Raw genomic sequence first — 22,095 nt, forward strand, 5'->3', positions numbered from 1 at the left:
TAAAACATTTTTAAATTAAATAGTTACAAGCAGAAAAGCGCAAAAAAATAAATGAAAAAAAATAGATTCGGACTCATAGGAAAAAACATATCGTACTCTTTTTCGCGTGGATATTTTGCAGATAAATTTGAAAAATTAAATCTTGAAAACTATTCCTATGAGAATTTCGATCTGCAATCAATTGAAGAATTTGATAAGCTATTAATTAATAATTCTGAGATAAAAGGCTTTAATGTAACCATACCATATAAACAAGATATACTTTCATACTTAAATGAAATTGATGATACAGCATTACAAATTGGAGCTGTTAATACAATTAAAATTACAAAAAGAAACTTAACTGGTTATAACACAGATGTGATAGGTTTTCAGAAATCAATAAAACCACATTTGAAAGCACATCATAAAAGTGCATTAATTCTCGGTACAGGTGGTGCCTCAAAAGCAGTAGCTTTCGTTTTTAAATCGATAGGCATTAATTTTAAATTTGTGTCTAGACAGCCAAAAAAAGACCAACTCAGCTATGATGATTTGAATAAAAAAATTATGCAAGAGCATACGATAATTGTTAATTGTACTCCACTTGGCACGCATCCCAATATTGAAAAAAGACCGAATATTTTGTATGAATTCTTAACTGAACAACACCTACTATATGATCTAATTTATAATCCGGCTAAGACATCCTTTTTAAAAGCTGGGGAGGCAAAAGGTGCTGCAATTATAAACGGATTAAAAATGTTAGAATTACAGGCAGAAGCTTCTTGGGAGATCTGGAATTCGTAATCAATACTATTCCATCCTTAAGTAAAAAGCAAATCAGAATCCATTATATAAATTGTCGTTTTTAAAAAGAGCGCACATAATCTTTGTTGTTACCCCTTGAGTTAGTATCTTACATTAACGTTATAGTAAAATAAAGATACAGGGGGCAATGCTTGAAGCAAACGAAGAGAATAAAGAAGAAAAAATTACTGAAGCTGCAGCTGCAGAAACCGAGGTAAAACAGGATGATGCTTTAGAAGAAAACATAACAGCTACTTCTGATGAAGGAACAGCGGCTAAGACCGCAAAAGAAACTGTATCTGAACCAGTTACCGAAACTACAGAAGAGAAAGATGCCGAGAATAAAATCGAAGAATCTTCAGAAAAAGCTACAGATGATGTACTTGAAGAAATAGATGAATCTGTAGCGGAAGATGCAGAAGATACCGACAACCATCAACGGCATGATATTCCCGAATTAGATTACCATGCCATGTCTATGGAAAATTTAGTTGGGGAATTACAACGTTTGGTGCGAAATGAAAAAGTGCAAGCCATAAAAAAACATGTTGATGGTATAAAGCACGAATTTGATTTAAAATTTCAAGAATTTTTAGAACATAAAAAAGAAGAGTTTATTACCAATGGTGGTAATGAAATAGATTTTAGATACAATTCTGTCACCAAACGACAGTTCAATGAGGTGTATCAAGACTACAGAGAAAAACGTAACGGGTATCATAAAAGTTTAGAGAAAAACTTAAAAGAGAATCTTGCTACTCGTCTTTCTATTATCGAGCAACTCAAAGGTTTAATTAATGTAGAAGAGGACATTAATACTACTTACAAAAACTTCAGAGAACTACAACAAAATTGGAGTAATGCTGGTCCAATACCTCGCACACATTATAATGACGTTTGGCGTACCTACCACCACCACATCGAAATTTTCTACGATTTTCTTCATCTAAACAGAGAGTTACGTGATTTAGATTTTAAACATAATTTAGAAGAAAAACAGAAGCTTGTAGCACGTGCCGAAGCATTAGCAGAAATAAACGATTTAGGGCAGGCATTTCGCGAATTACAAATTTTACATAAGCTCTGGAAAGAAGAAATAGGTCCGGTTGCAAAAGAACATCGCGAAGAAATTTGGGAACGTTTCAGCAATGCTACTAAAGCAATGCACCAAAGACGACAAGATCATTACAAAGAATTGGATGCTGTTTACGAACAAAATCTTGAAAAGAAAAAAGCAATAATTGCAGATATTACTAAAGTATCTTCCAACGTTGCCAACAACCACAAGGTTTTACAACAGCAAATAAAACAAATAGATGCCTTACGAGATGCATTTTTTAAGGCTGGTAAAGTACCCCAAAAAGTAAACGAAAAAACATGGGCCGCATTTAAAGAGGCAGTTCGTGATTTTAACAAGCACAAAAATTCTTTTTATAAAAATTTAAAAAAAGAACAACAAGATAATTTAAGTAAGAAACGTGAACTATTAAACATTGCAGTTTCATTAAAAGATAGTGAAGAGTGGGACACTACCACCCAAGAAATGAAACGAATACAGGGCGAATGGAAAAAAATTGGTCATGTACCTCGTAGATATTCCGATAAACTATGGACAGATTTTAAAACTGCCTGTAATCATTATTTCGACCGACTACACGCATCGAAGAATACCGAGCGAAAAGAAGAAACCATAAATCTTGATAAAAAAATTGCTTGCTTAGAAAAACTGAAGGCGTTTAAACTAACTGGTGAAAGAGATGCAGACTTGGCTCAGATAAAAACTTTTATTGAAGAATGGAAATCGTATGGTCGTGTGCCATTTAAACGAAAAAACATTAACCAGAAGTTCAATACCATTTTAGATGCACTCTTTAAAAAGCTAGATGTTAGTAGACAAGAGTCGGAACTTTTAAAATACGGCAACAAGATAAAACAGTTAGCAAATGCAGATAACGATTCGGCCATTTCTAACGAACGTACTTTTATTAGACGTAAAATTTCGGAAAGCAAAACTGAATTACGCCAGTTAGAAAATAACATGCAATTCTTTTCAAACGCATCTGAAGACAGTCCGATAGTACAAAATGTAATCAAGAATATTGAAACCCATAAAGAGGCTATTGAGACTTGGAAAGCCAAGTTAAAAAAGTTGAATATTATGGAAAATCAACTAATTCGCGATGCCGAAGAAACAATCGACGAAGAGGAATAGTTGGAGAAGAATCTAAATAACAATTTGATAGTAAAAAATATTTTGTGCGCATTAGTACCCTTTAATATTCTGGCTAGTTGAGAATAAATGTCGTTGTTTAATTATTAATCTTTGTTTTTTGAAAATGAAAAATACCACCATTTTGTTCCTAGTTTTTCTAACCTTCATGGCTTGTAAACCAAAAGCGGAGAAAAAAGAAGAAGCAATTGAAACCACAGTTTCCTTAGACAAAAAAAGTCTTAAAAAAGTAGATGTGCATGCTCATTACCAATATGACCGCGACTATTTGCCAGATTTTTTTGAAGAGTGGAACATGCAAGCTGTTCTTGTAGATGTAGCCTTTCACACCCCAGACGGAACTGACAGAAGTTGGAACGAATATGTGGCGCTACAAGAGAAGCATCCGGATTTATTTTGGTTGTGTTCTTCGTTAATAGGTGCGGGTATTGATGATGCCGATTATGCCGAGAAAGAAATAGCACGCTTACTAAAAGAGATTGAACAGGGTGCTAAAATGGTAAAAGTCTGGAAGAATTTTGGAATGATTACCAAAGACAAAAGCGGAAAATTTATACAAATAGATGATGAACGATTACAGCCTATTTTCGATTTTTTAGCTTCTAAAGGCATAGCGGTTATGGCACATATTGCCGAACCTGTGCAAGCTTGGCGACCACTTGACGACCCTAAAAACCCACATTACGGATATTACAACGAGCACCCCGAGTACCACGCATTTAAACACTCCGAAATACCAACTTACGAAACCATTATTGCCGCACGCGACAATTGGATTTCTAAAAATCCGGATTTAAAAATACTATGTGCACATATGGGCAGTATGTCTCATGACGTTGATATGGTAGCAGAGCATTTAGACAAATACGATAACTTGTACGTAGAACCAGCCGCTAGATTTGGAGATTTAGTAGGACAAGATGAAGAAAAAGTTCGGGCATTTTTTAGCAAATACCAAGACCGAATAATGTTCGGTACCGATTTTGGAAATCATGTACAACAAGATTCATTAACCGCTACAGAACTTGCTTCGGAACGAGCATATTTAGAAGAAGAATATGCATTGCGCATACAGTATTTAAGCACCACCGATTCGGTTGAAATTCGCAGTCAAAAATCGGAAGGTTTGGGTTTATCTGAAGAGATATTACATAAAGTGTATTATCAAAATTTTGCGGATTTTTTAGAAGTAGAATAAGCGACAGTTTTTTTTGCTAAGTAACTTGTAGCCAATTCCTTTATTACACGTGTAGACGGATTTGAATTCAATAGTGTTTTTGTATTAAACTCTGGAAGTCATTCCGGATTTATAGTTTATTCACCATCATTTGTTATCGAATTGATGATGGTAGTTATTTAAAAAAATAGAATAGAAACATTTAACATTTCTAACGGCCCATTTTTATCAGCAACTTAGGTCCAATAATTAGATGTAGCTTCATTTTTACATATAATCAAATAAATTTAACTGCCTTGCATAATGCTTAATTCTGAGGTTGTCGAAAAAGCGAAAATCGAGCTCATATTAAAAAACCAACAATGAATTCTACTGAAATTATTCAATTAAATTTTTCCGAAATTAGAAGACGTAGTATAAAATTATGGAGTGGAATTCCGAGCGAATATCTAAATTGGAAACCTGATGAAAGTGCATTTACAATTATCGAAATGATTAGACACGTTTTAGAAGGCGAACATCTGTTCCATAAAATAATCGAAAATCGTGGGAATTAAGGAAATTACCAATCCCCTTGGAAAGAATTAAAATATTTTGATTTAAATAACGAACTGGAATTATCTGAAAAATATCGAAGTAGTTTTTTGAGTATGATAAGTGAACTAAAAGAATCTGATTTGGAAAACATTAAAATTGAGAGAAAAGAAGTTGGGCAAAGTAAAAAACTTGGAGATTATCTCAATCGAATTGCATATCACGAATCTGTTCATGCAGGGCAAATGTTGAGTTATTTGAGAGCAATTGGCATTGAAAGACCACAAATATGCGACTAACCGAAGGTAAAATATATTTTTACACAAATGATAATTAGAGTCAATTCATTTGGAGTAATGCAATAGCTGACCAAAATTGAAGCCTAACAAGCACTACATTTAGAAATTAAAGACAAATGAATTGGATAATTTTAGTTATTGCCGGGCTTTTTGAAGTTGCTTTTGCCTTTTGTTTAGGTAAAGCTAAAGAAGCAACAGGAGTTGAAACAACATATTGGTACATAGGGTTTTTAGTTTGTTTAGGAATAAGTATGTTTCTTCTTGTAAAAGCAACGCAACAACTCCCAATTGGAACAGCATATGCCGTTTGGACAGGTATTGGTGCTGTGGGAACAGTTTTGGTTGGAATTCTAATTTTTAAAGAACCCGCAACATTTTGGCGACTATTTTTCATTTCAACATTAATTGCTTCAATTATCGGGCTGAAAGTAGTTTCAAATTAAACGGTTGGCATAAAAAGTAACTTTAGTAACCGTTTGCCCAAATTTAATTTACTAGCCTTTTATTTTAGAACGGCCTTTAGTGCTATGGCTCTAATTAATTCGTTCGCTGCGGCAGTAGGTTTATTTATTAATAGCGATTAAATTAGTAAGGTAGTACAAGGATAAAAAACCGTTAATGATACAAAACACAAAATATATTTTCCTTTTAATTCTGTTATTATCATGTACTACAACATCAAAAGGAACTGCAGATAAATCGAGTTACTTAAAGGAAATAAAAACAGAACTTGAAAAAGAGTGGCCTAACAATAAAACTATTAATATCGTATTTCATGGTCATTCCGTTCCCTCAGGTTATTTTAAAACTCCAGTGGTAAACACCTTTGGTTCTTATCCGTATCAATTGCTAAAAAAAATAAAAGAGCGATATCCATATGCTGTGGTCAATATAATTAACACAGCTATTGGTGGTGAACATTCTGTAAGTGGAGCAGCGAGATTTGAGAGCGAAGTTCTTACTCATCAACCAGATATTCTTTTTATTGACTATGCACTAAATGATGTTGGTATAGGCTTGGAAGCAGCAAAAGCGGCTTGGAATACAATGATAAAGAAATCATTAAAAAATGAAATTAAACTATTTCTATTGACACCCTCACCAGATCAAAGAATTAATATTCTTGAAGCAAATAATAGATTAGAACAGCACAGAAATCAGATTGAAATATTAGCCAATAAGTACAGTGTTGGCTTTATTGATAGCTATAATTTATTTAAAGAAAAAGTTATTGCTGGCGATATCATTTCTACTTTTATGTCGCAAGTAAATCATCCGAACGTAAAAGGGCACCAATTAATCTCAGATGAAATTATGACTTATTTTGAATAGTCTTACGTTTCAATTATCACTGATTAAACATAATAATGCTACTATTTATTAAGGCTTTTTAATCATCTAAAACAGAAAAATCACCCTCAAAAAGATAGATTTGTAAGGAAGTTGTTTCTAAATTATTAATCCACTCTTTTAAAAAAATTATTCGTTATTCCGTATTTCAAATGCATTAACATTTGAATCAAAACAGCACGTCTTTCATAGTCTTCATAACTAATTTTACATCAGAGAGTTAAAGCAATTCTCAATTAATTAAAAACATCACATATGAAGTTAGAAAACAAAAGAGTAGCTATTTTAGCTACAGACGGATTCGAGAAATCAGAACTTTTTGAACCCCTGAAAGCACTAAAAAATGAAGGTGCGCGAGTTGATGTCATTTCTGTAAAAAAAGGGCCCATAAAAAGTTGGGACGGTGATAACTGGGGTGAAAACATTGATGTAGATTATTTGGTAAACGACATTACTGAAAATAACTACAATGCATTAATCTTACCCGGCGGAGTTGCTAATCCAGATTTATTACGCACCCATGAAAATGCATTAAAATTTATTCGTGAATTCTTTAAAAGTGGAAAACCAGTAGCAGCAATTTGTCACGCACCATGGTTACTAATTAGTGCAAATGTCATTGAAAATAGAAAAGTAACATCGTATCACAGTATTAAAGACGATGTTATAAACGCTGGCGCAAATTGGGTAAACCAAGAAGTAGTTGTTGACCAAGGTTTGGTAACCAGCAGAAATCCAGATGATTTACCGGCTTTTATCGATAAGATAATTGAGGAAATTAAAGAGGGAAAGCATGAAGACCAAGTGGTTAATGCCTAATTACTAAATATATTAAGGAGCGGAATTAATTTCCGCTCTTTTAACTTTATCAATTAAAAAACAAAGCTTATGCCAATTCTAGGATCTTTAATAAAAGGACTTATTAATACTGCTGAAAAAATAACTTCAGATAGCAACCCTGTTGAAGAACAAAAACAGGTATTGAAGGAGTTATTGGAAAAAGCAGCTTCTACAAAGTTTGGCGAAGCCTATAAATTTAATAAAATATTAGCCGCTGATAATCTACAAAAATCATTTGCGGAACAAATTCCTTACTTCGATTACAATAGCATACACGACGTTTGGTGGCAACAACAATATAAAAACAACCAAGCAGATATCACATGGCCTGGTAGTGCAGACCACTATGCTTTAAGTTCAGGAACAACAGGAAAAACGAGTAAGCGCATACCAGTGACGCAAGACATGATTTCGTCTATTAAAAATGCTGGAATACAACAAGTTTTAGCACTGAAAAATTTTGATCTTCCAACTGAATTTTTTGAAAAAGGGATTTTAATGTTAGGAAGCTCTACCGATTTAACGGAAAAAAAGAATCATGTAGAAGGTGAAATTAGTGGTATTAGCGCTAGCAACATTCCATCGTGGTTTAGAGGTTACTATAAACCCGGACAAGAAATAGCTGAAATTGATGACTGGGATGAGCGCGTAAAAAAAATCGTAGAAGAAGCACCAAATTGGGATATTGGGGCACTAAGCGGAATTCCTTCTTGGATTGAATTGATGCTCGAAGAAGTAATTTCGGCACATCAACTAAATAACATACACGACATTTGGCCAAACTTGCAAGTTTATACTTCGGGTGGTGTTGCCTTCGGTCCTTATGAAAAAAGTTTTAATGCATTATTGGGAAAACCCATAACCGTAATAGACACTTATCTTGCTTCAGAAGGGTTTATCGCCTTTCAGAGTAGACCCGAGACAGATGCCATGAAGCTTGTCACGGACAACGGTATTTATTTTGAATTTGTTCCGTTTACTGCAGAAATAATTAATGAAGACGGATCTATAAAACAAGATGCCAAAGCGCTAACTCTAGAAGAGGTAACTGTTGACCAAGACTATGTACTTATTATGAGTACGGTGTCTGGTACATGGCGTTATTTAATTGGTGATACCATTGAATTCATAGATGTAGAAAAAGCAGAAATAAAAATTACAGGGCGTACAAAGTTCTTTTTAAACACAGTTGGTTCTCAGCTTTCTGTAAATAAACTTGATAAAGCGGTTTCTGAAGTAGAAGCTAAATATGATATTCAAATTCCCGAATATACTTTATGTGCAAAAAAATATGAAGATGGTTTTTATCATACCTGGTATTTAGGATCAGAAACCAATGAAGATCCTAAAAATATTGCACGTTCTTTGGATGGTTTTTTAAAAGCTGCAAATAAAAATTATAAAGTTGCGCGTTCAAAAGCGTTACAAGGTGTTAAGGTAAATGTTGTTAATCAATCTGTTTTTCATGAATGGAGTGGCGAAAACAAGAAAAAAGGAGGACAGGTAAAAATGGAGCGTGTTATGGGACAGGATAAATTTGAAACTTGGGAAAATTTTGTTAGCGAACAAGTATAATGTTTATAGTACTTTATGTATATCACGTGCTTCTACCAACTGCATAATTTCTTCAGGGGATAAATATAATGCTTTTATTCTGCTTCTATATTTCTCTGGGATACCTGCTTGTTTTAATATGAACTTTTTTGTTTTTAAAATATAATCTTCCATTCCACTATTAACCGCATATGTATCAGCTGCTCGTTCAGCTATTTTTATATGGTTTTTAGAAAAGACATACTTAATTCCAAACCATATTAATCCAAAAGCACTTTTATTTTGATAATCCATAACATGGCCAAGCTCATGACCGAGCCAACCAATTAATATATCTTCAGGAATATCCTTTGTTAGATAGGTTGTATCACCAATCGTAAATCTTTCACTTATTAGAATAATATAATATCTTTTTTTTGAAAAGAGCGTTTTAAAAAGCGGTTGTGCCTGCATCGTAGACTTTTTAATCTTCTTTTTAAATTTAAAATGTATCACTGTATTTTCTAATTCCGGATAATAGGACAAAGCGATTTTAGTTTCTTCTTTAATACTATCCGGAATTTTATGTTGTGCGGTAATCGACATGGACATTAAAATAAATATTAATAAATATTGCATTTCTATACTTTAACACTAATAATTCTGTACTTGGTAGTTGTAGCTAAAATTAATATAGCAAACGATTACAGCAGATGCAAGCCCAAATAGCATTTGCGTTAGCATCTGTATCGATAGCACTAATATTAAGTTGCATTTGCTCTTAAATTAGATAAAAACAAAATTATGGGCGTAATAGCAACATCAGAAAATCAGATTAAATTATTTTACAACTCAGATAATTCCATAGGGAAACAAACAAAGGCTTATGTACTATCTGCTGATAAATCAATACTTACGATTGATACGTCAAAAGAAAATCTAACGGGCACGCAATGGGCCGAAATTGCGGATGGTTTAAAAATTAAAGTTTCAGAATTAATTGATATTGAAAAACCTGATTTCAAAAAAATGTATGGGGATAGCAAAGCTAATTTAGATGAATCGGAATGGTTAAAAATCCTAGATAAAAATCCGCAATTAGTTTCAAAACCAATTTTATTGAATGGTAATAATTATTATACAATCAATACTCCATCTGAAATTGTGAAATTTATTGATCCAGACAGTGCCGAATTAGAAAATCAAAATAAATAAACATGATACGGAAAGGATCAGAAGTAATTTGGGACTGGGGCGAAGGCACCGCAAAAGGGAAAGTTATTGAGACTTATACTGATAAAATTACTAAAACCATTAAGGGTACTGAGGTAACTAGAAATGGTGAAACAGGTAATAAAGCATTATATATAGAACAAGCCGATGGTGATATGGTACTAAAGATTGAAAGCGAAGTAAAAAAAGCTTAGATTTAATAGTAGTATTTTTAGCAGCATTAAACTTTAAACGCGAGGCCGCGTGTTAATCCATTAAAATTGCGCTTATCCACTGCCCAGCTTTTCATAAACAAACTATTGGTAATAATTATAGATATTAATTTATCCTGTTACTTTATCAATGGGTAACTAAAGTAATGGACGACATAAAATACTATACCAATCTTAAGAATTCTAATAAGTCACTAGTAGATCTATTGGGCACACCAACATCTTTCACCGCTGTTCCAAACACCTGGCATGTAGTTGTAGTAGATGTTCAAAATTCTACACAAGCTGTTGATAATGGCAAACATCATCAGATTAATTTAACCGCTACAGGTGCAATTATTTCTGTCTTAAATACAATTAGAAAAGAAAATCAAAAAGTTGAAATTCCGTATTTTTTCGGTGGTGATGGCGCTACGTTTATACTACCAACATACCTATTAGAAAAAATTATTGTTGTCTTAGAAAACTATAGTATTCATATAAAAATTAAAACCAATTTAATTCTTAGAGTTGGTCATATACCTGTTAAAAGATTACTTGATAATAACCATAGTTTAAATCTTGCAAAGCATCAACTCACCAAACAACTAGCGATTCCGATTATACTCGGAAATGGCTTAAAAATTGCTGAAGAAATTATCAAAAAGAACTTCATAGAAAACAATATAAGTGATTTTAAAAAAGACCTTTTAAATTTAGAAGGCATGGAGTGTAGATGGAAAGTAATTAACCCCTTAAAAACTCAAAAAAAAGTAATTTGTTTATTATTAGATGCTATTAATGAAGAAGACCAGAGGGCGATATACAAAGACGTATTAACCCAGATGGATAGCATATTCGGAACTTTTCAAAGTAGAAGACCTATTAAAAATAATAATCTAAGTTTAGACAACGGCATTTCTAAAATTTGGCAAGAAATGAAAATTACGCTTGCAGATAAAAGTTGGATTTATTTAATTAAGAATTGGTTTGTTGTACGCATTGGCAAACTCTACTTAACATTAACATCTAACGGAAAACAATATTTAAATCAGATTGGTCAATTATCGCATACGTTCATGCTCGATGGTATGATTAACACCATATTTACCGCCGAACAAAATAAAATAGACGCTTTTATAAATTATTTAAATGCACTAGAAAAAGATAAAAAAATAATATATGGTCTTCATATTACACATGCCTCAATAATGTCTTGTTATGTTCTTGACAGAAAAAAGAACCATGCACACTTTGTAGATGGCACGGAGGGAGGTTATACCGCTGCTGCCAAAATGTTTAAATCTAAACTGAAAAGAATAGTTTGATATTATTATAATAAGTTAAAAACTAGGATCAAAAAATGAAATAAAAATGAAGGCAAAAAAACTACGTACAATCACATTAAATCTCATACTAATTATGTGTTTATCATTCTGGAATTTAAGTGCCCAAGATTTACAAAAACATAAATGGAAGCAAAGAATTTTAATTATTAAAACTACTGATGAACATTCAAAAATTTATCTAGCACAATTAAATGAATTTAAAAATTCGGAACAGGAGCAAATACAAAGAAAATTTGTTATGTATCAAATAACTAGAGAAACGTATGAGATGGTCGATTTTAAAAATATCACTCCCAATAAATCAGGAAGCATAACAAAAGAATTTGCCCAAGCAACGCTAACCAAAAATAAAAATTTTGAAATAATATTAATAGGATTAGATGGAGGTGTAAAACTTCGCCAAACAAGTTTATTAACGAAAGAAGAACTTTATCAAATTGTTGATTCTATGCCAATGAGAAGTGCTGAGATTAAAAGAAAAAGGTCCGACGATTAAATTAATATTTTAAAAATTGAATAAACATCATAAAATGTAAATTAAAGGTTCATGTACGCTATTAATATAGTTTTTCCGCATCAATTATTTCTTAATAGTCCACTTTTAGAAAACGGTCTCGACATTTACATTATTGAGGAATTTTTATTCTTTAAACAATTTAAATTTCACAAACAGAAAATAGCCTTTCATAGAGCTTCAATGAAAGCCTATCAAGAGCATTTAGAGGATTTGAGTTGCACTGTTCATTATATAGAATCTACAAATGTATTATCAGATATAAGAAACTTCCATAAGGAAATAATAGATAAAAATATTACTTCCATCCACTTAACTGAATTAACTGATGACTGGCTTGAACAGCGGGTACTGGCTTTAGCTAAGCTCTGTGAACTTAAGACTTACACCGACCCACAATTCCTAAATACTAAAGAAAGTTTAAATAGTTTTTTTAGACCTGATAAAAAATCATTTTTTCAAACAACTTTCTACAAACAGCAGCGTAAAAAATGTGATATTTTAATGAATTCTGATGGAAAACCATTGGGAGGTAAGTGGACATATGATGTAGAAAATCGAAAAAAATATCCAAAAACTAAAATTCCCCCTGCAGTTCATTTTCCTAATCCCTCCCCTATTTGGGATGAGGCTATAAAATATACCAATGATAATTTCTTTGAGAACCCTGGCAGTGTTTCAAGAAATCGTTTTTATCCCATTACCCACTTAGAGGCTACTCAATGGTTTGAGCAATTTTTAACATATAGATTTTATGATTTTGGAATTTACGAAGATGCTATTGTGAAAGAAGCAGTTATTTTAAATCATAGTATTTTATCTCCGCTTCTAAATACCGGACTCATTCTTCCTGAGGAAACTATAAAACGAAGCCTTTCATTTGCAGAACAAGAAAATATACCCATAAATTCAACTGAAGGTTTTATACGTCAAATTATAGGTTGGCGCGAATTTATAAGAGGTATGTATCTCTGTAAAGGAAAGTTCTCAAGAACACGTAATTTTTGGAATTTTCACCGTAAAATTCCTGCTTCTTTTTACACGGGCACCACTGGTATAGATCCCATTGATAATACCATTAAAAAGGTGCTAAAAACGGGATATTGTCACCATATAGAACGATTAATGATATTGGGTAATTTTATGCTTCTATGTGAATTTGACCCCAAAGAGGTGTACCGATGGTTTATGGAACTGTTTATAGATGCTTATGATTGGGTTATGGTACCGAATGTGTACGGTATGTGCATGTTTGCAGATGGAGGAACATTTGCCACAAAACCCTATATCGGAGGGTCGAATTATATTAAAAAAATGAGTAATTATCCTAAAGGAAACTGGGAAAGTTTGTGGGATGGTATGTTTTGGAACTTTGTAATCAACCATCAAGATTTTTTTAAATCTAATCCTCGAACATCAATGTTAGTTCATTCTTTAAATAGAATGTCTACAGAAAAAAGAACTACACATGTAAATAATGCTACCTCATTTATTAACTCCATTCTAACCAAATAGGTACACTACCTACCCTGCATCTCTACTTATCTTAAACGATTTCCTCTTAAACATCACTATAAAAACTATACCGAATATGTTTCAATTTGGAATATTTCCATTTATTATTTTGGAATATTTCCAAATTTAGGAATATTTCCATAATTTTGGATTAAATACATATTGCTATGGATTTTAATCGAATTAAGGAAAAATTGAACATTTTAGCAGATGCTGCAAAGTATGATGTATCGTGCTCTAGTAGTGGTAGTAATCGTAAAAACAAAGACAAAGGTTTGGGCGATACTGGCAGTGGTATTTGCCATACCTATACTGAGGATGGTAGGTGTGTATCACTATTAAAAATACTACTTACGAACCATTGTATTTTCGATTGCGCATATTGTGTAACTCGAAAGAGTAATGATATTAAAAGAGCCGCCTTCAAAATTCAGGAAGTAGTAGACTTAACAATCAATTTTTATAGAAGAAATTATATTGAAGGATTATTCTTGAGTTCAGGAATATTTAAAAGTCCCGATTACACCATGGAACGCTTAATTGCTGTAGCAAAAAAACTACGCGAAGAAGAGAATTTCAATGGTTATATACATTTAAAATCGATTCCAGGAGCAAGCGACGAACTCATGTATGAAGCTGGCCTATATGCAGATCGTTTATCAGTTAATATAGAAATACCTACCATCTCTGGTCTTAAACTTTTAGCACCAGACAAAAAACATGCAGATTTTATTAAGCCGATGTTAAAGGTGAAAAACGAAATTATTAGGTACCAAGAAGAGCGAAAAATAATACGTAGTACCGCTAAATATGCACCAGCAGGACAAAGTACTCAAATGATTGTGGGAGCCACTGGAGAATCTGACAAAGACATCATGTATTCCGCCACCCATTTTTACAAAAATTATAAAATGAAACGCGTTTATTACTCCGGCTATGTTCCTATTTCCACAGATAGTCGCTTACCATCATTAGGGTCTGAAGTACCCATGCTAAGAGAAAATAGACTTTATCAAACCGATTGGTTACTTCGCTTTTATGGTTTTAGTGTAAACGAGATTTTAGATGCAAAAAACCCAAATCTAGAGATGGATATTGATCCTAAATTGATGTGGGCGCTACGTAATCTAAATTATTTTCCAGTAGATATTAATAAAGCTGATAAGAGAATGCTAGCCAGAATACCAGGGATAGGCATGGGTTCTGTACATAAAATTATAAGTGGCAGGAAGTATCGAAATTTAAATTGGAACCATTTAAAAAAAATGGGAATATCATTAAATCGTGCGAAGTATTTTATCATTTGTAATTCTCGAGACTGGGAACGACGGGACTTAGATGCTGCAACGATTAAAAGCATGATTTTACAATCTCAAAATAGTAAGTTCAAAAACCATTTTAATAATCAATTGTCATTGTTCAACTAAATTAACTAACCATCAAAACCTATACTATGGAACACCTTACCAGCTCTACAAACGTCCCAAATTCTATTATTCATATAATTCTATTACGAAGTAAGAATCAATTTTTATCCTTGGGCTATAAGGTAGTAGTACTCAAGCATAAATTAAAAAAACGTCTTCGACTTTTGAAATATCTATTATTGCATAAAAAGTAGGGTTCGCCTATGAATACTGAAAAAACACTAGTTTATGACGGCAGTTTTAATGGTTTACTGACGGCCATTTTTTATGCATTCGAACAAAAACTAAATCAAGTCGATATTCAACGAAAAGGACTGCTCCAAAGTGGTTTATTTAATGAAATAGAAAACATTTATTCATGTCATGAAAAAGCAGACCGTGTACGAAATGGAATAAAGAAAAGAAATAAGAACGCGCTTAAAAATATATACTACGCCTATCTAAGTGAACAAAAAAATATTGACTCTTTAGTGTACATTTTCGTTCAAAAACTAATGCAAACAAAACAGCACAAATCAACCGATTATAGTGATGATTGTGTAATAAAAATAAAACAATTAGTTAAAAAAGTAGGGCGCGAAAAACATCGTATGGAAGCTTTTGTTCGTTTTCAATTGACCAAAGACAATGTGTACTTTGCGATTATTGAACCCGACTTTGATTTATTGCCATTGATATCTAAACATTTTAAAAATAGATATGCAGACCAACAATGGATTATCTACGATGTTAAACGTAATTATGGTTTGTATTATGATATAGAAAAACTAGAAATAATTTCCCTAGATTTAAAAAACATACCTTCCAATAGCACTACGAAAAACACAGTGTTTTCTGATATAGAATATGAATATCAAGATTTATGGAATAATTATTTTAGAAGTACTTCGATTAAATCACGTATTAACTTAAAACTACACGTACAGCACGTTCCTAAAAGATATTGGAAGTATCTTTCAGAGAAGAAAGAGATTTAATAAAAGTGTAATAATGGATAAAAACAATACTTTTATTTTTTAATTTAATGATTATTATAAAATACAGCACTTAATTTCTAAAGTACATTTAAAATTTCTCCCCCTCGTTTAAGTCGACGATTACAATACAATTGTCAGAATTAGGTAAACCAATCTCTTAAGAGATTAGAACCCATAGCATCAAAAAATGAATGGCAAGATTAAATATCGATTTACAACTAAAATGTGGCAGCACGATTCACCTGGCGGTTGGTATTTTGTTTCATTACCGAAAATTATATCAAAAGAAATAAGAGAAAATCTCGGTTGGCAGGAAGAAGGTTGGGGTAGAATGAAAGCATATGCGGAAATTGACGAGGTACACTGGGATACAGCAATTTGGTTCGATTCTAAATCAGACACCTATGTACTTCCAATTAAATCGGAAATCAGAAAAAAAACACGTTTGGAAATTAACAATAATGTTGAAATTGTAGTTTGGATTTAAGTTTTAGTTCTACTCCAGACGCTCTTTTTTAAATTCGGAGGGAGGCACACCCACATATTTTTTAAAAAATCTTGAAAAGCTACTCATAGAATCAAATCCCAATTCAAAAGCTAATTCCTTTGTAGAAATTTCGCTTCGTACAAGCCTTCGTTTTGCTTCTGTAATTTGACGCTGTTGAATAATTTGTTTTGCAGTTAAGTTCAGTTTCTCTTTTAGAATTTGATTTAATCGTTTACTACTAACCCCTATTTCTTTTGCATAATACAAAGTGTTGGTTTCATTCAAAAAATTTGTTTCCATAAGTTCTAAAAACTCAAACACCCTTTTTTGATTTAAATCCTGTTCCAAAAAACCGTCATTTTGATACCGAATTAAATGGAGCAATAGAACTTTTAATACCGTTTTCAGCATTATATACGAAACTGCTTTATTATTAAATTCAATCTCAAGTAATTGAATTAATTTTTTAAGTTGCTCTACCTCAGTTTTTTCATTTAAAACAAAAAGTGGGTATTTATTGAAAAGGGACATCACATCTAATACATACTCAATGTCGTCTTCATCTATTAAATCGCGTTCAAAATTTAATAAAAGACCATTATTACAATTGAATACTTCACTTTTAAACACCTCGTTTAAAGGCTTAAAATGGATAATTATACTGCCTTCCTTCTCAAATTCAAAGTAAATACCCATTGAATTATTTGAAAGCAATACTTTATTACTTTCAAATTCTTTAATCAATTGAATTTTATTTTTCCAATGTTCGTTCGGCATGTACTTTATAGTATACCACAAAAGTAAATGATTTTATCAAAGTTCTTATTTCGTAATTTTTTGAAACAGGTAATAAATAGCACAACCGATTACTAATGCCAAAACCGAAGAGACCGCATAAATGGCCATATAATTACTAGAAATGTATTCAATAAATGTAGATAAAAACTGCCCTCCAAAAACTCCCATTGAAAACAAACCCAAATTCTTGCCTTGGTTTTTAGTTGTACTTGCTTCAAGCATCATATGATTTAATAAGGGTATGGTAAAACCAAAACCTATCCCAATAAATAGTACAGTTAACACTAAAAAGGGTAAGCTCAGGGTCGTAGCTAACACCAAATAGCCCATCATAAAAAATAGAAAGCCCAAAACCACAGTATTACCTTCACCAAAAATTTTAACCATCCTTGGCATTTGACTTGCAGTCACAATTGCAATTACCGAAATAAAAGCCATAAGGTAGCCCGTTTGAGATTCACTAAAATCAAAAGATAAAGGCAGGTACAACGGCAAAGTAACGAAGCCTATAAAAAACAACATCATTGCCAATAACGAAGCGCTAAAAATTAATTTAATGCTATATTGACCGTGATTAACAGTTTCAGAAGTGATGGCATTCTCTGCCTGCTTAGATTTCGATTTAGGCAATGTTTTCATTACTAAAAAGAAACACACCAAAGCAACCAAATAAATATAGAAAGGGTATTGCCAATTTATTTCACCCAAAACACCCCCAATAGCTAAGAAAACTACGCCACCTAATTCTATAGCCATCCCCTGCCAGGCTATCATTTTTATTCGGGAGTCTCCAGTAAATAAATCAGCAATATAAGCTGTTACTGAAACTTGAATAGCCACAGTTGCCCCTCCAAGAAGAATTCGATCCAGAATTAATATATAATCGTTGGTAATAAATGCTCCTATTACACCTAAAATAGCATAAGGCACAAGACCCATGTACAATAGGTTAATTGATCCAAACTTAGGCAGTAATCGTCCGACTAAGGGAGCAAAAATAACCACGCCTAAAGAAGGTAAAGTTAGCAACCAACTCGGCGAAAAAAATAAGTTTTTATGAGTTACAATTCCCGAAAGGGAAGGTGCAATCACTGTACCTACCATTATAGTTAAACTACTTACAAACAGCAATGTGAAAATTCCAAAATTTGATATCTTATTCATACCGCAAAATTCAATTAAATCTTGCGTCTTGAGTTTACCAGATTTCTAATAAAGTGTGCAAAAATGGACACGTAGATACAATAGCATTATAGTATTTACTATTGCTGACAATGAGGAGTATTCAATCTTGACTATTGTTTTATGTATCTTTATAAAGCGAAAAGATTTGAAATAGCAATTGATTATTTTATTAGGTTTTAGCTTTCATACAAATAGGAGAAATATTTGAAAAACATTCCCAACATATCTTTTGATAGTTCTGGTTATACCAAAGATTTTGAACTTTTAAATTTAACCCAATTATTTGCTCGAATACCTAGCATAATAGATCATAATCCAATGCTACCCCATAGGATATCATTTTTTGCTTTGCTGATTGTAACTAAAGGAACTGGTAGTCATCAAATAGATTTAAAAGATTATTCTATAAAAGAAGGTACTGTGCTTAAAATTTCAAAAGGGCAAATTCATGCTTTCCATAAAAACGAAAATTACGAAGGGTTCCTTATACTGTTTACCGAAAAATTTCTAGTTAATCATTTCTCTAAATCTTCAGTAAAAATTATTAGTCATTTATATAATTACCACCTCTCCTCTCCCATTTTTAATGATAAAATAGGCAACGACTTTTTTCTAAATCAACTGATTTTAGAAACCCAATCTGAAAATACTTATGCGCAAAAAAATATAATTGCTTCGCTCTTAAGTTTATATTTATTACGATTAGAACGCAAATCAAATACTGATATAATACAAAGCAGCAATTCAAAATATTACCCAATATTCCTAGCTTTTAAAGATTTGGTAGAAGAAAAATACACGGCTACCAGAAATGTAAAAGATTATGCGAATATGCTTTTTACATCTACCAAACAACTAAACTTAGTTGTAAAAGAGTTTACTTTAAATACGGCAAAAATTTTTATTGATGATTTTGTTATCCTCGAAACAAAAAGAGCCATAGCGAGCACTAATAGTAGTTTAAAAGAAATTGGATATGCTATTGGGTTTGATGAAGTGACAAACTTTACCAAATTTTTCAAAAAACATACTGGAATAACGCCAAAGCAGTTCAAGTCAGAATTGTAAACTACATTCTCACATTCACCATTTTTATTCGAATATTCACCTGTTTGATTTCGACATATTATTTCAATTTTGTTCCAAACTTTAAAATTGAATATGATGAAAACAAAATTGACCTTCTTATTATTAATCACGATACTTAGTACAGGACTTAGTACTGCTCAAGACAAAACAACAGCAATAAATAAATTTGAATTCAGAGAACCTGAACATTTCTTGGATGGGTATTCATTAAATTTTCAATACCAAAATGGTACTGCTATCCACATGGAATTTAACAACGGGAAGGCCCAATATGAATGGGTAGCAGGACCTGCTAAGGGCAATGGAAATAGAGATATTTCATATCGTTCCCGCAAAATAGGAGACGACCAGTATTTAATTAATTGGCACGAAACAGGAATAAAAGACTACCTAACTATTGTTTTTGATTTTAAGAAAATGATTGTACATAGCTCTATTATAATCGGTTACGAAAACAAACCAGAAAGAACTTTAAAAACTGTATTCAGCAGTGGAATTATTGATCATTTGAAAAGACCCGAATAATTAATAATTCTTCAATAGAAATATCTTCTAAACTTTAATAGGCTTAGAAGATACTTATACTCCTAAAAGGTTTCACATTTACCATTTTTATCATCGTATTGATAAAGAATTCAAAAGCATATTTTTTCAACTTTGTATTGATAATCTAGGTCTTTTAATTAAAAAAGAATATTCGCACTATTATCTAATTATTTAAACAAAAAGCATGTTAGCATTAGAAAACAACCTTATAGAACATACTTTGTCGGAGCTTTTCATTGATGCGCAGTTCGACGAAAAAAGAATACTAAAAGGTTTGACCAATAGCAGAAATAGGGAAATGCAACCAATTGATTTTAAAGACGCCTATCTTTCAATTACAAAAGAACAAGGGCAGCATTTAGTTCGAATAATACAGCAAAATAACCTAAAAAATATAGTGGAGTTTGGCACCTCTTTTGGCATATCTACTTTATTCTTAGCGCAAGGTGCACAGCATACTGGTGGTCGTATTATCACAACAGAGTTAATTGAATCGAAAGCCAAGAAAGCGATTGAAAATTTTAAAAAAGCTGGGGTAGAGCATGCAATTGAGGTTAGAATTGGTAATGCTATGGATACCTTAAAAACGCACACAGAACCTATAGATTTTTTATTTCTAGATGGTTGGAAAGATTTGTACTTACCACTTTTTAGAATGCTAGAACCTAACTTCCATAGCAAAACAATAATTTACGTAGACAATGCTGAAATGGCAGACACCCAGTTATTTTTAAAAACTATTTATCAAAATATAAAATATCAAATACATCCTACATTCGGAGGGAAAGCTGTATTAATACACATAAAATAATTAAACAATGAGTGATGTAGCAAGTTGCCCAACATGTGGTGGCAAATCAAAAATAAAAGAAAAAGAAGGCAACACTATTTATGAAGCCCTACAAGACGAAGAAGTATTAAAAAAAGTAGGACAACTTAAAAAAGCTATGCAAAAATTTAAAGCTAAAGCAACGGCTTTAGAAATTGAATTGGAAAAACTAAAATCAAAACAATAAAATTATGGATATCGCTCAAAATAAAAGTAATGCCATTGCCTTTTACAAAATGGCTTATGAAGGAAACCCTACTAAAGCAGTTGAATTATATGTTGGCAAAGAATACATACAACACAATCCTTTAGTGGCCGATGGTCCTCAAGCATTTATTAATTATTTTGAGCAGATGCAAAAGGAGTATCCTAAAAAATCAATAGCATTTGTACGAGCAGTAGCCGAAAAAGATTTAGTGGCCTTGCACACGCATCAAGTTTGGCCAGACAATGATGAATATATCACTATGGATTTCTTTAGGTTTACTAAAGACGGTAAAATAGTTGAGCACTGGGACAGTATTCAGCAAATACCACAAACTGCATTAAATTCTAATACCATGTATAAATAGATGCAACTTCTAAAAAGAAATTACGGCTGGTTGATAGTGGCCATTTTAGCCACATTACCCTTACTTGTTATTTTTAATATGCTTCATTTTGATTTCTCAAATGGTATATCAATTTCATTAATTGAAGGTTCTGGTAGCGAAGGTAAAACTACTTTACAAATGTTATATCACGTTTCTGGTGAATTCGCAATTCGGTGGATGACCGCTGTATTAACACTAACACCTATATTTATTATTTTCGGTATTACTAATCTTTTTGTAAGGCAAGCTATGGGTATTGCGACTGCTATTTGGAGCATTCTTCACTTTATAATTTTCATAGCTGCAGAAGGCTTTTTAGAAACTTTTACTCAGGTAAATTATGTTGCAGGATTTATCGCTATATTAATAATAGTTCCATTGCTTTTTACATCAAACCGAAAATCAATGAAATTTTTAAAAGCGAAATGGAAGAAGTTACAAAGTTTAGCCTACGCCGCTATTTTATTGAGCTTAATTCATGTAGCCATATTAGATAAAACTTGGATAATTTATGCTGTAATCGTGGGCTTAGGTTTTATTATTAGAATGCCTATAATTAAGGGCAAGATATTTGAAATGCGTAAAAGTAGAAAAGCTGCAAAACTATAAG

26 protein-coding genes are annotated in these 22,095 nt (G+C 32.2%); 23 read left to right on the top strand and 3 right to left on the bottom strand.

Annotated features, from left to right (window positions below; all coding sequences use genetic code 11):
• The first annotated feature begins 51 nt into the window (after positions 1–51).
• From UH7x_RS03645 to UH7x_RS03685, 9 genes are all read left to right on the top strand, one after another.
• Complete coding sequence (locus tag UH7x_RS03645) at positions 52–789, top strand: shikimate dehydrogenase family protein (protein ID WP_482362363.1); 738 nt, start codon at positions 52–54, stop codon at positions 787–789.
• A gap of 148 nt (positions 790–937) precedes the next feature.
• Complete coding sequence (locus UH7x_RS03650; RefSeq protein ID WP_482362364.1) at positions 938–3,001, top strand: DUF349 domain-containing protein; 2,064 nt, start codon at positions 938–940, stop codon at positions 2,999–3,001.
• 124 nt (positions 3,002–3,125) lie between these two features.
• On the top strand, positions 3,126–4,217 hold the full coding sequence (locus UH7x_RS03655) for an amidohydrolase family protein (protein ID WP_482362365.1): 1,092 nt from the start codon (positions 3,126–3,128) through the stop codon (positions 4,215–4,217).
• A 341-nt stretch (positions 4,218–4,558) separates the two neighbouring features.
• Positions 4,559–4,753 (top strand): hypothetical protein, encoded by a 195-nt coding sequence (locus UH7x_RS03660; RefSeq protein ID WP_482362366.1) that lies wholly within the window; start codon positions 4,559–4,561, stop codon positions 4,751–4,753.
• 93 nt (positions 4,754–4,846) lie between these two features.
• Entirely contained in the window at positions 4,847–5,029 is a 183-nt protein-coding gene (locus UH7x_RS03665) for a hypothetical protein (protein WP_482362367.1), read from the top strand.
• Between the two features lie 116 nt (positions 5,030–5,145).
• A complete protein-coding gene (locus UH7x_RS03670) occupies positions 5,146–5,472 on the top strand; it encodes a DMT family transporter (RefSeq protein ID WP_482362368.1) in 327 nt (108 codons plus the stop codon).
• 175 nt (positions 5,473–5,647) lie between these two features.
• Positions 5,648–6,361, top strand: coding sequence for an SGNH/GDSL hydrolase family protein (locus UH7x_RS03675; protein ID WP_482362369.1), 714 nt, complete (start codon positions 5,648–5,650; stop codon positions 6,359–6,361).
• Positions 6,362–6,634: 273 nt separating this feature from the next.
• On the top strand, positions 6,635–7,198 hold the full coding sequence (locus UH7x_RS03680; protein ID WP_482362370.1) for a type 1 glutamine amidotransferase domain-containing protein: 564 nt from the start codon (positions 6,635–6,637) through the stop codon (positions 7,196–7,198).
• 69 nt (positions 7,199–7,267) lie between these two features.
• Positions 7,268–8,794, top strand: a complete 1,527-nt coding sequence (locus tag UH7x_RS03685) for a GH3 family acyl-acid amido synthetase (RefSeq protein WP_482362371.1) — start codon at positions 7,268–7,270, stop codon at positions 8,792–8,794.
• 3 nt (positions 8,795–8,797) lie between these two features.
• Here the strand turns inward: UH7x_RS03685 and UH7x_RS03690 are convergent, their stop codons facing one another.
• Positions 8,798–9,391 carry a hypothetical protein gene (locus tag UH7x_RS03690; protein ID WP_482362372.1) on the bottom strand — a complete coding sequence of 198 codons (594 nt, stop codon included), beginning with the start codon at positions 9,389–9,391 and terminating at the stop codon, positions 8,798–8,800.
• Positions 9,392–9,556: 165 nt separating this feature from the next.
• Between UH7x_RS03690 and UH7x_RS03695 the strand changes: the two genes are divergently transcribed.
• From UH7x_RS03695 to UH7x_RS03730, 8 genes are all read left to right on the top strand, one after another.
• The gene (locus UH7x_RS03695) at positions 9,557–9,967 is read left to right on the top strand and encodes an arsenate reductase family protein (protein ID WP_482362373.1); all 411 of its coding nucleotides are present in this window, start codon (positions 9,557–9,559) and stop codon (positions 9,965–9,967) included.
• Positions 9,968–9,969: 2 nt separating this feature from the next.
• The gene (locus UH7x_RS03700; protein WP_482362374.1) at positions 9,970–10,179 is read left to right on the top strand and encodes a hypervirulence associated TUDOR domain-containing protein; all 210 of its coding nucleotides are present in this window, start codon (positions 9,970–9,972) and stop codon (positions 10,177–10,179) included.
• 164 nt (positions 10,180–10,343) lie between these two features.
• Positions 10,344–11,504: a DUF3095 family protein gene (locus UH7x_RS03705; RefSeq protein WP_482362375.1), complete on the top strand. Its 1,161-nt coding sequence runs from the start codon at positions 10,344–10,346 to the stop codon at positions 11,502–11,504.
• A 46-nt stretch (positions 11,505–11,550) separates the two neighbouring features.
• A complete protein-coding gene (locus UH7x_RS03710; RefSeq protein WP_482362376.1) occupies positions 11,551–12,021 on the top strand; it encodes a DUF4174 domain-containing protein in 471 nt (156 codons plus the stop codon).
• A gap of 51 nt (positions 12,022–12,072) precedes the next feature.
• Positions 12,073–13,554: a cryptochrome/photolyase family protein gene (locus tag UH7x_RS03715; RefSeq protein ID WP_482362377.1), complete on the top strand. Its 1,482-nt coding sequence runs from the start codon at positions 12,073–12,075 to the stop codon at positions 13,552–13,554.
• Positions 13,555–13,721: 167 nt separating this feature from the next.
• A complete protein-coding gene (locus UH7x_RS03720; RefSeq protein ID WP_482362378.1) occupies positions 13,722–14,981 on the top strand; it encodes a putative DNA modification/repair radical SAM protein in 1,260 nt (419 codons plus the stop codon).
• Positions 14,982–15,184: 203 nt separating this feature from the next.
• Positions 15,185–15,958, top strand: a complete 774-nt coding sequence (locus tag UH7x_RS03725; RefSeq protein WP_482362379.1) for a TIGR03915 family putative DNA repair protein — start codon at positions 15,185–15,187, stop codon at positions 15,956–15,958.
• Positions 15,959–16,145: 187 nt separating this feature from the next.
• Positions 16,146–16,445, top strand: a complete 300-nt coding sequence (locus UH7x_RS03730) for a DUF1905 domain-containing protein (RefSeq protein WP_482362380.1) — start codon at positions 16,146–16,148, stop codon at positions 16,443–16,445.
• Between the two features lie 9 nt (positions 16,446–16,454).
• On the opposite strand, the gene UH7x_RS03735 is transcribed toward UH7x_RS03730, so the two are convergent.
• Both UH7x_RS03735 and UH7x_RS03740 read right to left on the bottom strand, forming a co-directional pair.
• A complete protein-coding gene (locus tag UH7x_RS03735) occupies positions 16,455–17,222 on the bottom strand; it encodes a helix-turn-helix domain-containing protein (protein ID WP_482362381.1) in 768 nt (255 codons plus the stop codon).
• 45 nt (positions 17,223–17,267) lie between these two features.
• Positions 17,268–18,407 carry an MFS transporter gene (locus UH7x_RS03740; RefSeq protein ID WP_482362382.1) on the bottom strand — a complete coding sequence of 380 codons (1,140 nt, stop codon included), beginning with the start codon at positions 18,405–18,407 and terminating at the stop codon, positions 17,268–17,270.
• Positions 18,408–18,632: 225 nt separating this feature from the next.
• Here UH7x_RS03740 and UH7x_RS03745 point away from each other — a divergent pair, with 225 nt between their 5' ends.
• The 6 genes from UH7x_RS03745 (at position 18,633) to UH7x_RS03770 (ending at position 22,094) form a co-directional block, all read left to right on the top strand.
• A complete protein-coding gene (locus UH7x_RS03745) occupies positions 18,633–19,496 on the top strand; it encodes an AraC family transcriptional regulator (RefSeq protein ID WP_482362383.1) in 864 nt (287 codons plus the stop codon).
• A 96-nt stretch (positions 19,497–19,592) separates the two neighbouring features.
• Positions 19,593–20,042: a MoaF-related domain-containing protein gene (locus UH7x_RS03750; RefSeq protein ID WP_482362384.1), complete on the top strand. Its 450-nt coding sequence runs from the start codon at positions 19,593–19,595 to the stop codon at positions 20,040–20,042.
• Between the two features lie 205 nt (positions 20,043–20,247).
• A complete protein-coding gene (locus tag UH7x_RS03755) occupies positions 20,248–20,874 on the top strand; it encodes an O-methyltransferase (RefSeq protein ID WP_482362385.1) in 627 nt (208 codons plus the stop codon).
• 7 nt (positions 20,875–20,881) lie between these two features.
• Positions 20,882–21,079, top strand: a complete 198-nt coding sequence (locus UH7x_RS03760; RefSeq protein ID WP_482362386.1) for a hypothetical protein — start codon at positions 20,882–20,884, stop codon at positions 21,077–21,079.
• A gap of 4 nt (positions 21,080–21,083) precedes the next feature.
• A complete protein-coding gene (locus UH7x_RS03765) occupies positions 21,084–21,464 on the top strand; it encodes a nuclear transport factor 2 family protein (protein ID WP_482362387.1) in 381 nt (126 codons plus the stop codon).
• Positions 21,465–22,094: a ferric reductase gene (locus UH7x_RS03770; RefSeq protein WP_482362388.1), complete on the top strand. Its 630-nt coding sequence runs from the start codon at positions 21,465–21,467 to the stop codon at positions 22,092–22,094. It abuts the gene before it with no gap.
• Position 22,095: the final 1 nt, after the last annotated feature.

The sequence above is a fragment of the Aurantibacter sp. UH7 genome (assembly GCF_056839165.1).

Excerpts from the sequence above, each read along its gene's own strand:
- UH7x_RS03740 (WP_482362382.1), bottom strand. The coding sequence starts at position 18,407 with ATGAATAAGATATCAAATTTTGGAATTTTCACATTGCTGTTTGTAAGT.
- UH7x_RS03700 (WP_482362374.1), top strand. The coding sequence starts at position 9,970 with ATGATACGGAAAGGATCAGAAGTAATTTGGGACTGGGGCGAAGGCACC.
- UH7x_RS03690 (WP_482362372.1), bottom strand. The coding sequence starts at position 9,391 with ATGCAATATTTATTAATATTTATTTTAATGTCCATGTCGATTACCGCA.
- UH7x_RS03660 (WP_482362366.1), top strand. The coding sequence starts at position 4,559 with ATGAATTCTACTGAAATTATTCAATTAAATTTTTCCGAAATTAGAAGA.
- UH7x_RS03725 (WP_482362379.1), top strand. The coding sequence starts at position 15,185 with ATGAATACTGAAAAAACACTAGTTTATGACGGCAGTTTTAATGGTTTA.
- UH7x_RS03770 (WP_482362388.1), top strand. The coding sequence starts at position 21,465 with ATGCAACTTCTAAAAAGAAATTACGGCTGGTTGATAGTGGCCATTTTA.
- UH7x_RS03655 (WP_482362365.1), top strand. The coding sequence starts at position 3,126 with ATGAAAAATACCACCATTTTGTTCCTAGTTTTTCTAACCTTCATGGCT.
- UH7x_RS03665 (WP_482362367.1), top strand. The coding sequence starts at position 4,847 with ATGATAAGTGAACTAAAAGAATCTGATTTGGAAAACATTAAAATTGAG.
- UH7x_RS03680 (WP_482362370.1), top strand. The coding sequence starts at position 6,635 with ATGAAGTTAGAAAACAAAAGAGTAGCTATTTTAGCTACAGACGGATTC.
- UH7x_RS03675 (WP_482362369.1), top strand. The coding sequence starts at position 5,648 with ATGATACAAAACACAAAATATATTTTCCTTTTAATTCTGTTATTATCA.
- UH7x_RS03750 (WP_482362384.1), top strand. The coding sequence starts at position 19,593 with ATGAAAACAAAATTGACCTTCTTATTATTAATCACGATACTTAGTACA.
- UH7x_RS03710 (WP_482362376.1), top strand. The coding sequence starts at position 11,551 with ATGAAGGCAAAAAAACTACGTACAATCACATTAAATCTCATACTAATT.
- UH7x_RS03755 (WP_482362385.1), top strand. The coding sequence starts at position 20,248 with ATGTTAGCATTAGAAAACAACCTTATAGAACATACTTTGTCGGAGCTT.
- UH7x_RS03735 (WP_482362381.1), bottom strand. The coding sequence starts at position 17,222 with ATGCCGAACGAACATTGGAAAAATAAAATTCAATTGATTAAAGAATTT.
- UH7x_RS03715 (WP_482362377.1), top strand. The coding sequence starts at position 12,073 with ATGTACGCTATTAATATAGTTTTTCCGCATCAATTATTTCTTAATAGT.
- UH7x_RS03670 (WP_482362368.1), top strand. The coding sequence starts at position 5,146 with ATGAATTGGATAATTTTAGTTATTGCCGGGCTTTTTGAAGTTGCTTTT.
- UH7x_RS03685 (WP_482362371.1), top strand. The coding sequence starts at position 7,268 with ATGCCAATTCTAGGATCTTTAATAAAAGGACTTATTAATACTGCTGAA.
- UH7x_RS03650 (WP_482362364.1), top strand. The coding sequence starts at position 938 with ATGCTTGAAGCAAACGAAGAGAATAAAGAAGAAAAAATTACTGAAGCT.
- UH7x_RS03705 (WP_482362375.1), top strand. The coding sequence starts at position 10,344 with ATGGACGACATAAAATACTATACCAATCTTAAGAATTCTAATAAGTCA.
- UH7x_RS03695 (WP_482362373.1), top strand. The coding sequence starts at position 9,557 with ATGGGCGTAATAGCAACATCAGAAAATCAGATTAAATTATTTTACAAC.
- UH7x_RS03720 (WP_482362378.1), top strand. The coding sequence starts at position 13,722 with ATGGATTTTAATCGAATTAAGGAAAAATTGAACATTTTAGCAGATGCT.
- UH7x_RS03760 (WP_482362386.1), top strand. The coding sequence starts at position 20,882 with ATGAGTGATGTAGCAAGTTGCCCAACATGTGGTGGCAAATCAAAAATA.
- UH7x_RS03645 (WP_482362363.1), top strand. The coding sequence starts at position 52 with ATGAAAAAAAATAGATTCGGACTCATAGGAAAAAACATATCGTACTCT.
- UH7x_RS03765 (WP_482362387.1), top strand. The coding sequence starts at position 21,084 with ATGGATATCGCTCAAAATAAAAGTAATGCCATTGCCTTTTACAAAATG.
- UH7x_RS03730 (WP_482362380.1), top strand. The coding sequence starts at position 16,146 with ATGAATGGCAAGATTAAATATCGATTTACAACTAAAATGTGGCAGCAC.